This window comes from Paraburkholderia kirstenboschensis, assembly GCF_904848585.1.
Classification (GTDB): Bacteria; Pseudomonadota; Gammaproteobacteria; order Burkholderiales; family Burkholderiaceae; genus Paraburkholderia; species Paraburkholderia kirstenboschensis.
This window is the reverse complement of the sequence record NZ_CAJHCR010000023.1, coordinates 70,817-84,640: the sequence shown is the minus strand read 5'-3', so window position 1 is coordinate 84,640 and position 13,824 is coordinate 70,817. Positions and strand designations below refer to the sequence as shown.

General features: G+C 61.3%; 11 protein-coding genes and 3 pseudogenes. 3 read left to right on the top strand and 11 right to left on the bottom strand.

The window, feature by feature from the left end; all coding sequences use genetic code 11:
• Positions 1-110: 110 nt before the first annotated feature.
• Positions 111-677, top strand: coding sequence for a hypothetical protein (locus tag JMY24_RS34175; RefSeq protein WP_128598448.1), 567 nt, complete (start codon positions 111-113; stop codon positions 675-677).
• 145 nt (positions 678-822) lie between these two features.
• On the opposite strand, the pseudogene JMY24_RS34170 reads toward JMY24_RS34175, so the two are convergent.
• The 6 genes and pseudogenes from JMY24_RS34170 to JMY24_RS34145 form a co-directional block, all read right to left on the bottom strand.
• Positions 823-963: pseudogene (locus JMY24_RS34170) on the bottom strand (PDDEXK nuclease domain-containing protein); the annotation flags it as partial.
• 160 nt (positions 964-1,123) lie between these two features.
• Complete coding sequence (locus tag JMY24_RS34165; protein WP_268960838.1) at positions 1,124-1,462, bottom strand: HU family DNA-binding protein; 339 nt, start codon at positions 1,460-1,462, stop codon at positions 1,124-1,126.
• A 191-nt stretch (positions 1,463-1,653) separates the two neighbouring features.
• A complete protein-coding gene (locus JMY24_RS34160) occupies positions 1,654-2,100 on the bottom strand; it encodes an SET domain-containing protein (protein WP_201703730.1) in 447 nt (148 codons plus the stop codon).
• A gap of 74 nt (positions 2,101-2,174) precedes the next feature.
• The gene (locus JMY24_RS34155; protein WP_201703729.1) at positions 2,175-2,528 is read right to left on the bottom strand and encodes a hypothetical protein; all 354 of its coding nucleotides are present in this window, start codon (positions 2,526-2,528) and stop codon (positions 2,175-2,177) included.
• Positions 2,529-2,840: 312 nt separating this feature from the next.
• Positions 2,841-3,405: pseudogene (locus JMY24_RS34150) on the bottom strand (IS6 family transposase); the annotation flags it as partial.
• 160 nt (positions 3,406-3,565) lie between these two features.
• Positions 3,566-4,231 (bottom strand): class I SAM-dependent methyltransferase, encoded by a 666-nt coding sequence (locus tag JMY24_RS34145; protein ID WP_236597651.1) that lies wholly within the window; start codon positions 4,229-4,231, stop codon positions 3,566-3,568.
• Positions 4,232-5,072: 841 nt separating this feature from the next.
• On the opposite strand from JMY24_RS34145, the pseudogene JMY24_RS34140 reads away from it, so the two are divergent.
• A pseudogene (locus tag JMY24_RS34140) lies at positions 5,073-6,211 on the top strand (IS3 family transposase); the annotation flags it as partial.
• Positions 6,212-6,550: 339 nt separating this feature from the next.
• Here JMY24_RS34140 and JMY24_RS34135 read toward each other — a convergent pair.
• From JMY24_RS34135 to JMY24_RS34115, 5 genes are all read right to left on the bottom strand, one after another.
• The gene (locus JMY24_RS34135) at positions 6,551-6,943 is read right to left on the bottom strand and encodes a hypothetical protein (protein ID WP_128597720.1); all 393 of its coding nucleotides are present in this window, start codon (positions 6,941-6,943) and stop codon (positions 6,551-6,553) included.
• A gap of 64 nt (positions 6,944-7,007) precedes the next feature.
• Positions 7,008-7,676, bottom strand: a complete 669-nt coding sequence (locus tag JMY24_RS34130) for an RraA family protein (RefSeq protein WP_128597719.1) — start codon at positions 7,674-7,676, stop codon at positions 7,008-7,010.
• Positions 7,673-8,713, bottom strand: a complete 1,041-nt coding sequence (locus JMY24_RS34125; protein WP_128597718.1) for an amidohydrolase family protein — start codon at positions 8,711-8,713, stop codon at positions 7,673-7,675. The genes JMY24_RS34130 and JMY24_RS34125 overlap by 4 nt, the downstream gene beginning before the upstream one ends.
• A gap of 32 nt (positions 8,714-8,745) precedes the next feature.
• Positions 8,746-10,068, bottom strand: coding sequence for an MFS transporter (locus JMY24_RS34120; RefSeq protein ID WP_201703727.1), 1,323 nt, complete (start codon positions 10,066-10,068; stop codon positions 8,746-8,748).
• Positions 10,069-10,265: 197 nt separating this feature from the next.
• Positions 10,266-11,165 carry a LysR family transcriptional regulator gene (locus JMY24_RS34115; RefSeq protein ID WP_128597717.1) on the bottom strand — a complete coding sequence of 300 codons (900 nt, stop codon included), beginning with the start codon at positions 11,163-11,165 and terminating at the stop codon, positions 10,266-10,268.
• A 1,222-nt stretch (positions 11,166-12,387) separates the two neighbouring features.
• Here JMY24_RS34115 and JMY24_RS34110 point away from each other — a divergent pair.
• Positions 12,388-13,482 (top strand): IS110 family RNA-guided transposase, encoded by a 1,095-nt coding sequence (locus JMY24_RS34110; RefSeq protein WP_236597650.1) that lies wholly within the window; start codon positions 12,388-12,390, stop codon positions 13,480-13,482.
• The last annotated feature ends 342 nt before the right edge of the window (positions 13,483-13,824 follow it).

Genomic DNA, 13,824 nt, shown 5'->3' with positions numbered 1-13,824 from the left:
ATGGTCGTCAGGCGGCGCCCTCAGTTGCGCCCAATCTGATCGAGGTTTGCATGTGCTGTTGCAAGCGCTGCGCCCCGGACGGTCGTGCCACAACAACGAAACACAAGATCGTGCGGTCGCTCCTTGCGGCTAAAGCGGTTTTGCAAACTCATTTCAACCCGCCGCGCGTCGGGGCGCTGCGACGCCCGCGAGACGGTTTCGATCTTCCCCGCCAGCAGCGCCAAATTGGACGAGCGACAGATCGTCGCCGCACCGCCGCGCGCTACGGTATGTTCATCAAGTTGACTAACTGCGTACCGCAAGCAAAGGCCACCGACGGCCAGCTGGCACGGCGAGGAGCGTCGGCCACAATTGATTGCTCCCTCGCGTGGGAAGAGGGCGCGAAAACATGGTGGCACGCACAGCATCCTCGATTATGCGTTGCTGGCAAGCCAGCGACGCGAGGCGACAGTTGCAAATTTCTTGTTAGCGTCATTGCAACGTGGCCGCTTTGTCCAGAAGTGAAAGGTATGAACGCCACAACTTTCATACCCTTCACTTTTTATTCCGAAAACGGTACATTCTTGATCGATCGTGCCTACATGCCCGTCGATAAAGACGCTCCGGGGTGCGCGGTGACGCCGCTGCTTGGAGCGTGCTGCAATCTCCAAAGGGAGCCGTCCGATGAAGAAAAATAAGAGCGTTTCCGAACTGAAAGTTGTAGCGGCCACCGCCAGAGCCGCGACCGCTCGTCGGGTTGCACGCCAAGCCACCACGCCAGCGGTTGACGAGCGCGCCCATTTCGCCACCCGAGCCGAAACACAGCCTGTCCCACTCTCACTTCTACGGCTTGTTCTGCAGCCTCGGCCGCGCCGTCTCAATTGACTGGTGAAGTTTGGCCTGCAACGTCTCACGCGACGGCAGCACGGTCAGATATTCGGCGACGTGAAGCCCGCTCTTGTCCAGTTCGAGCAGTTCAATCTGCCAGTACAGCAGGGGCAGCTCGGCGTTCACGGCTGCTGCCGTGCGCTCACGTGCCGAATCGATCAGGACCCGAACTTCGTTCGGCAGTGGTGCGAGCGTGAGCGCGCTAATGCGAGGCACGCTCCGGCCACCGGCGGAAGAGAAGGCGTCACCACACCATTCACGCTGCGTTCACTGCATTCTTGAACGCCTTGCCTGCCGTGAATTTCACGGTGGTTGCCGCGGCAATCTGCATCTCCGCGCCGGTGGCGGGATTACGACCCATCCGTGCGGCGCGCGCTCCCGTCGCAAAGGTACCGAAACCGACCAGTTGCACAGTATCGCCTTTCGCGACCGCGCTCGTCACCGCCCCGATGAGTGCATCGACCGCGCCTGCGACTGCCACCTTGCTGTTTCCGGTGGCGGCGGCCACGGCATCAACGAGTTCCTGCTTGTTCATGGTTTCGTTTCCTTTGGAACGGGCACTGCGACCGCATTGCCCAGTGTGATTGAGAAAGATACGTTACCGGAGTCGGCGCTGGACGGCAAACCGGGCGCGACTTTCCGGATTGCCCCTACATTTCCTCCGCAGTGCCGAGACAATCTTCACGTCGGCCCTATCAGTTTCAAAACAACTACCCGGCCAGGCTTCCGCGAAATGCCCCATTTCACACGGCTAGCGCTGAGGTCTCCCGCGTCTGGCGCAAGCCGTTATCCGCTCGTCAGATCCAGCATCGAACCGGTACACCTCTTCGCGCCGCACCGACACACATAGTCGGCGGCCAACTCGGGCGTGATCGCCTCACCGATCGTGAGTCTATAGGCGATAAAGAGCTCGTCGCCCGCCTTCACGTTTCTGATCGTCTCGATGAAAACCCGTCCCCGCCCGTCCTCGATCGCCTCGCAGTTCGGCTGGCAGGAGTGGTTCAGCCAGCGGGCGCTGTTGCCCCCGACGCTGCCGTCAATCACGCGACCGTCAGCCAGCCCGAAGATGAAGGTGTAACCGGGCACGCCGGAGCGCCGGTACCGCGCAGAGGCCCGCCGCCACGAAGTGACCTCACCATGATATTCGAAGATCCGCTGGCCGGCGGGAATCGCCTGTAGTGCGAAGACGCCGCGGCCATGCACCGATGATTTCCTGACTGTCACGCGCCGCACTTCTCGCTCCGGGTCTATGTTGGAGGGTGGGAGCATATCGACCAGCCGCTTGCGCGGCAACCGGAACCGACGCCTCAGAACAGGCTGATCTGCCGGGAGTCTCGCGGCGGGGGCCGGGACACGTTGGTCCGGCCGGTTTGCCGATGTTTAACGCTCCTTTTTCCGATCCGCTGTAGCCGCGCCAGCATCAGGCATTCAACTGTCTGGTCTCTGAAACGTAACTCGAACACGCCGGTTTCGCCGGACGGGCATGGCGCGGTTGCACGGAACGACAGGCGCAAACCCCGCCGTTTCGCGCGGGCCATCGTCTGCGTGCGGCTCATGCCTGGCCAGCAATCCGACACGAAGCACGTCACAGTCCCGGACAGTGACTCATGCGCGACGCCCTGGGGAAGGGTCAAGCCAGTGAGCAGGTAGAGGTCAGCCATGCAGCCGGTTTCCTTAAGCGACGAGTCACATTCTGCGTTTATACCGCTTTCTTGCGACGGATGGCCGGGCAGGCGGTCGGTACGTCCCGGGACGAACGGGTCGAATGTGATGTCTTCCGGGCTGCAGCAGGGACAGCGGACTGCCTGTCTTCCGCGCACGCGTTTCCGCTTCCCGCAGCGTCATCACCTCCGTCTGCAGCCGCGCATTCTCAGCCGGCAGGGCTTCCCAGGCGGCCCTGCAGCACGCCCGCCTGGTGACGCGCGTCACCCAGCTGCGGCCGCATGGTTTCAGATGCGCGGCGCTGGTCGTCACTTCAAGCCCAGCATCGGTCGGGTGATGCGTTTGATGGCCCAATGGTCCTGCTCGACCACATTATTCAGGTACTTGACTTGACGAATCGTGATGGGCGTCTCTCGCTCGGCGTTCACCGCGTGCAGCGCAGCCAGCTTAGAGCCGCTTTTATCGATTGTTACCGTCGCGGGTACACCGTTCTGAGCGATCGATTTTTCAAAGCCGCCCCGCGCTGCCACCTTGTCGCGCGTCGCTCTGAACAGGAAATCGATGGTTTGGGCCGCCTTGTCCACCGCCGGGAGAGGTACTTCCACTGGCCTTTGACTTTGATATACGTTTCGTCCATCCGCCACCTGTCGCCTACCGGCTGCTTGCGCTTACGGAACGTCTTCTCGAACAACGGCACCAACTTGATCCCCCAACGATGCACCGTGGAATGATCAACCTCAATACCGCGCTCGGCCATCATTTTCCGGGATTTCGCAAACTCAGTGAGTAGGTGACGTACCACCGCACGCATAGCAACAGCACATCGAGCGGATAGTGAAGGCGCTTTAGCACTCGCAGTGTTTGGGTCTTCTTCATCGGCCAGCCAAAGCATATTAGTCAGGCTCGAATACTACCCTCTCCCGCCTTAACGCGACAAAACCCCTGCACATTGTAGGCCGGCACGTCGTTCGGTAACCACGATAGCTTGATTGACTGGACGAACTGTATGCACTTACGCCTGGACCGGCTGACACATTCATCGCGGTCTGAGCACGGCCACATCCCATCTCAGTCCAGACGGGACGTGCACAATACGGACACGATCAAGTTGCTCAAACCCGGCCCTCAACCGCTTCCATGTGTTTATGCCATCGGCGTGATGCCACATGCTGACGACAAGTATTCCACCGGGCGCAAGACAACGTGCGAATCCCCTGAGATAGTCTTCCGGAGTCCTGAGGTAATAGAGTACTTCGTTAAAGACGATGACGTCGAACAGCTGTGAAGTCTTGAACGCGGTCCCATCGGCTACAGCGAACTCCGCTCCCTGGATGTTCGACTGGCGTGCCTTCTTGATGGCGGCTTCCGACAGGTCGATACCGAGATAACTGGATATTGCGGCACCCGAAAGCCAGCGTGCAAGGATGCCCGTGCCGCACCCAACGTCCAGAACGCGGGCCGCCGGTTTGAAGTGCAGGCAATAGCCCACGATCACGCTGTACCGGCCGACTTCCTTTGTAGTGGAAAGAAAATCCCAAGCTCCGGAATCGTACTCGTCATTCCATGTCTTATTCGAGATCGAAGCGTTGTGAGGCGGCAGAAACATAGCCTTGATTGCAACCGGCATGAACTTATGAATAGGCCATTCCAGAGTCTTTTTAAGTAATCGTGCAGTGCTTGCATACGCGTTAGCATTGAACAAAGCTACCTCCTTCCAGAAATCAACATCAACAAGGCAGATACAGGATATCCGAATTGATGTCGTGGGCAAGTGCCTATCAATGGTCGTAGAAACCATGCTAACGGCTGGAAAGTACATGCATCGATGACGCTCCCTGATAGGGCGTACTGTGGCGGACAAATGGCGGAAAGCCACTCCCCAGCGTGGCGCGATTGCCAATTGGACCAAAGGCGGCGTTGCCCGGCGCGCTCGCATCGATATTCTTGCCGAGCGCGTAGTTGCCTGTGAGATCACGCGCGACGTTTGGCAGGTAGGTCAGAGAACTGACCAGCTTATATGCGGTGATTTGCGTAATTTGGCTACTGAGTGCGGCGGGCCTCCACGCCGGTTGCTCATTTGTGCGACGGCAACGTGCCTGTCGTCCATGTCGTGGCGAGTGCTGAGCGCGTCCGTGCTTTTTGATCAGTCGAGCGCCCCGTGGTCGGCGACCCTGCCGCGGCTGTCTACGCCGGTTGCGTCGGCGCGCAAGCACGGATTGGCTCGCCCAGCCCGCTGCGCTGATCGAGGATTGCCGCCTCGTGGATGCCGAGCGACGCCACGTGTTAAGCGTTGTCCAACGCCTGCCCACATGCGCCGCTGCGGACTCACGCGCCCGCAGACATGGGCAGACGTCGAACAACGCTTAACAGTTGCGGACATTCGCTGTCAGCGGGAGTCAATCAATCGGATGTCCGCTATGCCTGCGGCCACTGCCTTCTCAGGCTAAATAGAACATCCGGCGCGGGATAGAGACGGTAGCAGTCGTCAACTGAGATTGACCCGCGAAAACGGACACCTATCCTTTTGATCAGGAGGTGTCGAAATGGGCCGGCATCGTACCCCATACCCTGTGGAATTCCGGGCCCACATGGTCGAGCTGGTGAAGGCCGGAAGAACGCCTGAGGAACTGGCGCGCGAGTTCGAGCCGACCGAACAGACGATCAATAACTGGGTCGCGCAGGCCGATCGGGACGCGGGTGTGCGTCACGACAGCCTGACCACGGCCGAGCGGCAGGAACTCACACGGTTGCGTCGTGAGAACAGGCAACTGAAGATGGAGCGGGACATTCTCTCGCAGGCCGCGGCCTGGTTCGCGAGGGAGACGGGAGCCGTTCCGCCGAAGGGCGGTACGGATTCATGAGAGCGAACCGGGCCAGGTGGCCCATTGCCACAATGGCACGGCTACTCAGAGTCTCCACGAGTGGCTACTACGCATGGCTGGCGCGTGAGCCATCGAAACGCTCGTGCAGCGATGCTCAACTGCTCGAGCGTATCTGCACGCTGCATGCGAGCTCGCGCGGCACGTATGGTGCGCCACGTATCCATGCGCAGCTCGCACGTGAAGGCGTGCACGTCGGTCGCAAGAGAGTCGCACGCCTGATGCGCCTGGCCGGCCTGCATGGTGCGAGCCGGCGGCGCTGGCCACACACCACGCGGCAACGCGCGGGGATACGGCGCGCTCCGGATCTGGTACGTCGGCGCTTCTGTGCGGAGGCGACAAACGTGCTGTGGGTAGCGGACGCCACCTACATCCCGACTGGCGAGGGGTTTATGTATCTGGCGGTAGTCCTCGACGTGTTCAGTCGCCGAATTGTGGGCTGGGCGATGTCAAGCCATCTGTACACCGAACTGATGCTGCGCGCACTCGATATGGCGTTGCTGCAGCGACGCCACGAGGGCGTCATTCTACATTCGGATCAGGGGTGTCAATACACATCCATTGCATTCGGACGGCGCTGCCGCGAAGCCGGCGTGCAACCGTCGATGGGCACGGCCGGCGACGCGTACGACAACGCAATGTGCGAATCGTTCTTCGGCACGCTTGAAGCGGAGCTACTCTTGAGAGAACACTTTGCGACCCATGAGCAGGCCAGGCAGCGCATCTTCTGGTTCCTAGAGGGCTGGTACAACGTACGCCGCCTGCACAGCAGCATCGGCTATCGTTCGCCGCTCGAATTCGAAAACCTCAACGTTAAAAGGCAAACCGTATCGCCTTGCGGGTTGCCCACCGGCGGGCAGCGTCATGGTCGTGAGAGGCGACCCGCCGCCCGCCCGTGGACAACCCGCGACTCAACACTCAACGGAGGCTAGATCGCATCAAATCGCTGGCTGCAAATCTGTCCGTCGAACCGGGTCAACCTCAAACTTGCGACACGACTCGACTCTTGCTCCAGCGGAATGAACGAGTACTTTTCTACTTGCTGGCTGTACGCCGATCGCTCTGTCTTGAAGGCGTCGTTGGCACAAACAAACGAACAAACAAAGCGCGATCGCTGCTCGGTGCTGCGAGTGCCATCGCGCTCAGAGTGGGACGTCCTCGATCAAGGCCCATTGCAACGAGCGAATCCTGCGATCGACGAAATAGCCGCCGCCTTCGGTGTAGCGCAGATACAGGCGTCCGCACAACGAGCATTCCCACACGCCGCAGCGGTTGTAAGGGAAGTAGCGCGACGCGATCGGCGCATCGGTGGACCAGTACTTCAGCTTGCCGGGAAGATATTCGGCGTAGGTCGGCTCCGGATCGTTTTCCGGCCACAGCGTGCCGATTTCGCGGAACTGCGTTTCGTCCAAGGAAAGCGGCTGCGATTGCCAGCCGTCGAGCGGCGTTTTCGTGCAGGCGCAGGGACCGGGCGCGCGGGCTTGCGCGCGGCGCGCGAGATCCAGCAGCGTGGCGGCGTTCAGATGGTCGGGCATATCGGATAAAATCGAAGAAGCGAACGCGCCATCATGCGCGCGTCCGCGACGGTTCGGCAAGCGCTCAGCCGTTCATCATGCGGTCGCGCTGCACGGCGACCCACGCGCGGTCGAAGCGTCCGTCCGCGATCGATTGCAGCGCCGCTGCTTCCTTCGCCGCCGTCTTGCGCGCGCCTTCGATGACCGCTTCGACATCGGCGGGTGAAATCGCGAGCACGCCGTCCTCATCGCCGACGACGATATCGCCCGGATGCACCACCATGCCGCCGACCGTCACCGGCACGTTGATCTCGCCCGGCCCGTTCTTGTACGGCCCGCGATGCGTGACACCGCGCGCATACACCGGAAAATTGCGCTGGCTCAGCGCGCCGACATCGCGGATCGCGCCGTCGATCACGAGGCCCTGCACGCCCAGGCTTTCCGCGTAAGTCGCCATGATCTCGCCCATCAGCGCCTGCGTGAGTTCGCCCGCACCGTCGATCACGAGCACGTCGCCCGGACGGCAGAAGTCGAACGCGCGATGGATCGCGAGATTGTCGCCGCCGCGCGTGCGCACCGTGACGGCGGTGCCGGCCATCGGCTTCGGCCGATGAAACGGGCGCAAGCCATTCGCGCCGCTCACGCGGGCCATGTTGTCGCTCAACAGCGAGACCGCGATCTCGCGCAGCGCGGCGAGCGTCGCGGGGCTCGCTTGCGTCGCCGATTCGTTTTCGCGCCATCCGATCGGATTCATGCCGTGACTCCTTCTTTTGATCGTTGTCGTGCGAGCTGCGCCGACAGGCGGCCGTAGACCACGCGCGCGTTGCCTTCGAAAATGAGTTCGCGGTCCGCGTCGCTCAGCCAATCGATGGCGTCGATATAGCGGCGCGTGTCGTCGTAGTATTGGCCCGTTTCGGGATCGATGCCCTGCACCGCGCCGATCGTCTCCGACGCGAACAGGATGTTCTTCGCTGGGATCACCTTTGCCAGCAATTCCGCGCCCGGTTGGTGATAGACGCAGGTATCGAAGAACACGTTGTTCAGCAGGTAGTCGGAGAGCAGCGGCCGCTTCATGTCCTGCGCGAGTCCGCGATAGCGTCCCCAGTGATACGGCACCGCGCCGCCGCCGTGCGGAATGATGAACTTGAGCGTCGGGAAATCGGCGAATAGGTCGCCTTGCAGCAACTGCATGAATGCCGACGTATCGCCGTTGATGTAATGCGCGCCCGTTGCATGGAAGTTCCGATTGCACGACGACGACACGTGGATCATCGCGGGCACGTCAAGCTCGACCATCGCTTCGTAGAGCGGATACCATGAGCGGTCGGTCAGCGGCAGCCCGGTCCAGTGGCCGCCCGACGGATCGGGATTCAGATTGCAGCCGATGAAGCCCAGTTGCTCCACGCAGCGCCGCAATTCGGCGATGCAGTTTTCCGGCGCGACGCCCGGCGCCTGTGGCAACTGGCACACGCCGACAAAGTTGCGCGGAAACAGCTCGACCACGCGATGCACGAGGTTGTTGCAGGCCTCCGACCATACTGCATTGGCTTGCGCCGTCGCCAGATGATGGCCCATACCGGCGGCGCGCGGCGAGAAGATCGTGAGGTCGGTGCCGCGCTCGCGCTGGATGCGCAACTGGCCGTCTTCGATGCTCTGGCGGATTTCATCGTCGGAGATGGTGGGGCGCGGCGGCGGCGCGACGCCGTCCTTGAGCGCGGCGATCTGCTGCACGCGCCAGGCTTCGTGCTGCGGCGGCGAGGTCGTGTAATGACCGTGACAATCGATGATCATGCGTGAGTTCCGTATCGTTCTGTATGCGGGGTTCAGGTGCGTGTGGCTGGATTCGTCGATGGCAGCGAGACGTCGTCATCGCCGGCGGGTTTGACGCGCATCACGAGCGCGATCACGGTCGCGATGACGAGGAATGCGGCGATCGTCAGCAGCGCGAGCTTGAAGTTGCCCGTCGCGTTGCGCACGAGGCCGATGCTCCACGGCCCGACCAGTCCACCGAACTGTGCGATCGTGTTGATGAGCGCAATGGTCGCCGCGCCCGCAGCGCCAGTTCTGAACGAAGAAGCCAGACTCCAGAACAGCGGATTGCCCGCGTAGATGAAGAGACCGGTCACGCAGAGCAGCACGTAGGCAATGACCGGATTCGGCGCATACGCGCTGCCCGCGATCGCGATGGCGCTCATGCCGTACACGAAGGCCAGATGCTTCTTGCGATCGCCGGTGCGGTCCGAGCTGCGGCTGATGATGAACGTGCCCAGCACGCCCAGGAGCGGCGGCGCCGCCGACAGAAAGCCGACTTCGATATTGCTCAGCTGACCGAGACTCTTGACGATCTGCGGCAGCCACAGGAACAGCCCATAAATGCCGACCAGCGCGCAGCCGAACAGGCACGCGAGACTCCACACGCGAATGTCGCCCGCCACCCGCAACAGCGGAAAGTGCGTGTTGCCGCCGACTGCCTCGCGTTCCACCGCGAGCGTCGTTTCGAGCCACTGCTTTTCGTTGTCGTCGAGCCAGTCGGCGTCGGCGGGGCGCTCGGTCATGATGCGCAGCGTGAGCAGGCCGAGCAGCATCGCCGGAACGCCTTCGAGGATGAACATCCATTGCCATCCCTGCAGGCCGAAGATGCCGTTGGCGTAGGTCATCAGCGCGGTCGAGATCGGGCCGCCCAGCACCGCCGAAAACGATCCCGCGATGATGTAGCCGCCCACCGCGCGCGCCCGGTAGCGCTCCGGGAACCACTTCGTCAGATACACGGCGACGCCCGGCAGAAAGCCCGCTTCCATCACGCCGAGCATGAAGCGCAGCACGTAGAAGCTCTTGTCGTTGAAGATGAAGGCGGTGGCGGCCGCGACCGCGCCCCACGTGAGCAGAATCCGCGCGATCCAACGGCGCGCGCCCACGCGATGCAGCAACAGATTGCTCGGCACTTCGAGGACCATGTAGCCCACGAAGAAGATGCTGCCCGCGAAACCGAACACGGCGGGCGAGAAGCCCAAAGCCTTGTTCATGTCCAGGGCCGCGAAGCCGATGTTGATGCGGTCGAGGTAGTTGAAGAACATCATCGCGAAGAGCACGGGCATGAGCCGCCCGTACACCTTTCGCATGGTTGCCGCTTCGTTGAATGGGGTCATGCCGTCTCCACGTACTTTTCGTCGGATCGCGAGGGCTCTGCGGCCCCGCTTGAGTCCTGCTTGACAGATGGCGTACGCCGTCTGCGTGCTGACACAGACACGCACGGAAGGCGCCCGATCGAAGCAGGAAAACCGATGATAAAAAGCGCGGCGGCTCGCGTCCAAGACGCGTTCCTTATGCTTCTATAAGGCTTTGCTTATAATGAGGCGGCGGAGAGCGGCGCCGGAAGGCAGCCGAGAAAGGCGCGCAGATGCGCGGAGTCGTCGTCGGTGCGGAAAGTGGCGGCAAGCGTCGACCATTGGGATGCGCCGGGGCCGGCGAGCGGGCGGAACACGACGTCGGTGCGTCCGTGCCGCGCGACCGATTCGCCGACGAAGGTCACGCCGAGCCCCGCCGCGACGAGCGCGATCGCGGTCTGGATTTCGTAAGCCTGATGCGCGACGAACGGCGTCAGGCCCGCGTCGCGATACAGCGACTGCACGGTGCGCTTGAACTGCGCGTTTTGATGCTTCGGATAGAGGATGACGGGGGTGTCTTCGAGTTCCGCGATGCGCACCTTCTTCTTGCCCGCCAGCGGATGATCCGGCGAAAGCACCGCGACGATATGTTCGCGCAGTAGCGGATAAGAAGTGCAGCCGGGAATGTCGAGCGGCTGGCGCCCGATGCCGACATGAATGCGCATGTCGCGCAGCGCGTCGGTCTGCTCGTCAGTGAGCATCTCGAAAAGCTTCAGTTCAACTTCGGGGAACGCGTGATGGAACGCCTTGAGCGCGGGCGGCAGGATGCTATACATCGCCGATCGCGTGAAGCCGATGGAAAGCCACCCGCGCCGACCGATGCCGATTTCCTGCGCGCCGAGACTCGCCTGTTCCCACGAACCGAGAATCTGCCGCGCCTCCGTGCAGAGATAGTGGCCCGCCTCGGTGAGCCGCAGCGGCCGCCGCGCGCGATCGACGAGCTGCGTGCCGAGCCGCTCTTCAAGCAGCCGAATCTGCTGGCTAAGCGCCGGCTGCGCGATATGCAGGCGTTCGGCCGCGCGGCTGAAATTCAGTTCGTCGGCAAGAATGACGAAGCACTGCAAGGACCTGAAATTCAATTCCAACCTTCCTAGAATACGGTGACGAACGTTACAAACCCTCTGAGTGCGCGCCGATGCCGGCCGTGTGTTCGGTAGCCACTCGGTCGAAGCAACCACCGAATTTTGGCAATCGCGAGACGATCGGGTTAGAGCGAACGCGAGCAGGTAGAACATGGAATGACAGCATAGCGTAGGATACTGCTGAAAAAGTCGCCGAGTAGGTTTTATCAGTTATCCTGCGCGAAAATTGACATTTCAGATCGGCCTACAAGCCGCTCGCACACGCCGGCCAAGGGTAAGAGGACCCCTGAAGTGCGACGCGTGTCGCCGTCCGCCGGACGCAAATCGGCAATGTAGTGGATGGCAAAGCTCTTCTCTGCCTTGTCACGTTCAATAACTGAACATCGGAGATCGAAGCTGTGAGCTGCTGTACGACCAGCAGTTGCCTACCCGGACGTGCGCGACTGGTACCGGTCGGGTTCGAAGCTCCGGGGACCACGTACCCTCCCTCGAGGCGGTTCACCCGGGCGACCGCGAAGGGACCGATACTGCCAGCAGCCGCGCGGTGTGGGGGCCAGCCAAATTCCACATGCACAACGTACGTGAACTGTTGACTGAAACCTCGTTATCCTCGAAGAGCCAAAGCTGCTGAAAGGCTCTGACCAAAACGGTGAATGGCCGGTTGCATTTCTTTCAGGTGAGTGCACGTCGTCGCAGTGCCATCGGAGAATAGACAGGTGCTAAACGGATAGACCCGGAAGTGCTCGGATCGGTAGGGATGGGAACGCGGGAACCCCGATTTCCCGCCCTCGCTCCGATTCACCGGAGTGGCGGCAGGTGGACGTGAGGAACACTGTCGGGAAAGCGGGAGTGAGAACGCGCAAGAAGCGAACGATTGCCTGTAACGGGTGATATAGGGGTTCAAGATTTGCCCCGACCTTAAAGGGTGCTGACGTGCGCGTGGTGCGGTTGTCGTTGGCCTACATCAGGGATTCACCAAAGGGAAGCTTGAGAGAGACCGGTTGGCCTACGGTTCAGCGCCCTTCTCCCGCAGTGGGAGGAATCGATGATGTGACGCTGGCGAAGGTTGTGTTTGCACAGCCGGCATCGGCGCGATGCTTAGGTGCCGTACGCGAGCCGTATGTGGGGAAAACTCGCATGTACGGTTCTTTGGGGGCCCCGTTCCCGAAAGGGGGCGCGGCTACCCTCTAACCTCATGAAATAGACGACCAGCGACTTAATGAGATGGCCACCCCCGCCTCACGAGCGGGTTACGCTTGCGGAGTATTTCCTCACGCGGCGACGCCATCATGCAAAAGTCACGCTGGTTGGGATTGATCTGGGCAAGCACTCCTTTCACCTTCACGGACAGGATCGGCACGGTAAAGCCGTATTCCGCAGGAAGGTGGGCCGAAAGCAACTGATCGAATTCTTTGCCACGTTGCAACCGTGCACCGCGGTCATGGAAGCCTGTGCCGGCGCGCACTACATGGCCCGCAAGCTTGCGACGCTTGGACACCACATCAAACTGATCTCGCCTCAGTTCGTGCGTCCGTTCGTCAAGAGCAACAAGAATGATTTCGTGGACGCCGAGGCAATCTGCGAAGCCGCTTCGCGCCCGTCCATGCGATTCGTGACGCCCAAGACAGAATCCCAGCAAACTCTGTCAGCCTTGCACCGGGTACGTGAGCCACTCGTGCGCGATCGGGTGAAGACCAGCAATCAGATGCATGACTTCCTGCTTGAGTTCGGTGTCAGCCTCCCGGTTGGCCGCGCCGTCATCACGCACCTTTCCACAGTGCTGGCCGAACACACGCTGCCACCGCGTCTGGTCGTGATCCTCGAGCACCTGCATGCGCACTTCAAGTACCTCAGCGAACAGATCAACGCGATCGAACGGGAGTTGGTCCGCCAGCTCGACGACGACGACCTCGGCCAGCGTCTCCTGTCGATTCCCGGTGTCGGTCCGATCACCGCGAGCGTACTGGCCGCTGAAATGGGTGACGGCAAGCAGTACGGGAGCAGTCGGGACTTTGCCGCGTCGATTGGCTTGGTACCGCGCCAGTACAGTACTGGCGGCAAGGCAAATCTGCTCGGAATCAGCAAACGGGGAGACAAGAATATCCGGCGATTGTTGGTCCAGTGTGCCCGCGTCTACATGCAGCGACTCGATCGCCAAAGCGGGCCGCTCGCCGATTGGGTTCGTACACTGCGGGGACGACGGCATTCAAATGTGGTCGCCTGCGCACTGGCGAACAAGTTTGCGCGGACCGCCTGGGCGCTGGCGACCCGCAACACTACATTCGACGCGAGAGGGGCTGTGACACCCGTTTGACACTCTGGTCTCCATTTTGCATCACGGACACCCATCTGGTTTTGCGACTGTTGAAATTTGATGACGTGAACGGCATAACGGCCCGACGAACAACCTGCCTGTTCAATTGACTCTCGAAGTCGACGACTTTTTCAGGATCGTCAGGCGCGGCTCTCATCGTGGCGCGGGAACACTTTTCCCTCAAAGACGCCGGATAGATTTAGGCAAGCCAACCACTGCATCAAAGATCGGGGTTGCAAAAATGGGGGTGGCCATAGGTTTTCAACAGTATCACCGGATTAGCGGCCTCTCGACCAGAGGCATCGCCTGCGGCGTCGTTCTATCGCCTATCGAGTGAGGCGG